The sequence below is a fragment of the Occallatibacter sp. FHG110214_02 genome, assembly GCF_059115385.1.
Map to the genome: position 1 here is coordinate 1 of NZ_JBZYWK010000045.1, position 1,147 is coordinate 1,147.

1 protein-coding gene is annotated in these 1,147 nt (G+C 59.3%); it reads left to right on the top strand.

Annotated features, from left to right (window positions below; genetic code table 11):
• On the top strand, positions 1-1,147 hold a 1,147-nt coding region (gene tuf, locus AC5S3R_RS19965; RefSeq protein ID WP_494268956.1), incomplete at both ends, for an elongation factor Tu.

A 1,147-nucleotide genomic window follows, 5' to 3' on the forward strand; every position in this document is an offset into this window, starting at 1 on the left:
AATTTGATCGTTCTAAGCCGCATGTGAATGTGGGAACGATTGGGCATATCGATCACGGCAAGACGACATTGACGGCGGCGATCACGAAGGTGTTGTCGAAGCACAACCCGAACATCAAGTTCCGTTCGTTCGACACGATCGACAACGCGCCGGAAGAGCGTGAGCGCGGTATTACGATCGCGACAGCACACGTGGAGTACGAGACGGCGAACCGTCACTACGCGCACGTGGACTGCCCCGGTCACGCGGACTACATCAAGAACATGATTACCGGTGCGGCGCAGATGGACGGCGGCATCCTGGTTGTGGCTGCGACCGACGGTCCGATGCCGCAGACCAAGGAGCACGTTCTGCTCGCCCGTCAGGTTGGCGTTCCCTACATCGTCGTGTTCCTGAACAAGTGCGACGTGGTTGAGGACTCCGAGTTAATCGATCTTGTGGAAATGGAAGTTCGCGAGCTTCTCTCGAAGTACCAGTTCCCCGGCGACGACGTACCTGTGATCCGTGGATCGGCTCTTGGCGCGTTGAATGGCGAAGCGCAGTGGGAAGCGAAGATCGACGAGCTGATGCAGGCGGTGGACGACAACGTTCCCCAGCCTGACCGCGCGGTAGACCTTCCGTTCCTGATGCCGATCGAAGACATCTTCTCGATCTCGGGCCGCGGTACCGTGGTAACGGGCCGTATCGAGCGCGGCAAGGTGAAGGTTGGCGAGGAAGTGGAAATCGTAGGTTTCCGCGAGACCCGCAAGACGGTTGTTACCGGCGTGGAAATGTTCAAGAAGCAGTTGGACGAAGGTCTTGCCGGCGACAATGCTGGTCTGCTGCTTCGCGGTATCCCGAAGGAAGACGTGGAGCGCGGCATGGTTCTGGCGAAGACCGGATCGATCACGCCTCACACGAACTTCAAGGGCGAAGTTTACGTGTTGTCGAAGGAAGAAGGCGGCCGTCACACTCCGTTCTTCAAGGGCTATCGTCCGCAGTTCTACTTCCGCACGACGGACGTGACGGGCGTGGCGGAGCTTCCGGAAGGCACGGAGATGGTGATGCCTGGCGACAACGTGCAGCTGGTTGTTGAGCTGATTACGCCTGTGGCCATGGAAAAGGGCCTGCGCTTCGCGATTCGCGAAGGCGGACGCACCGTCGGCGC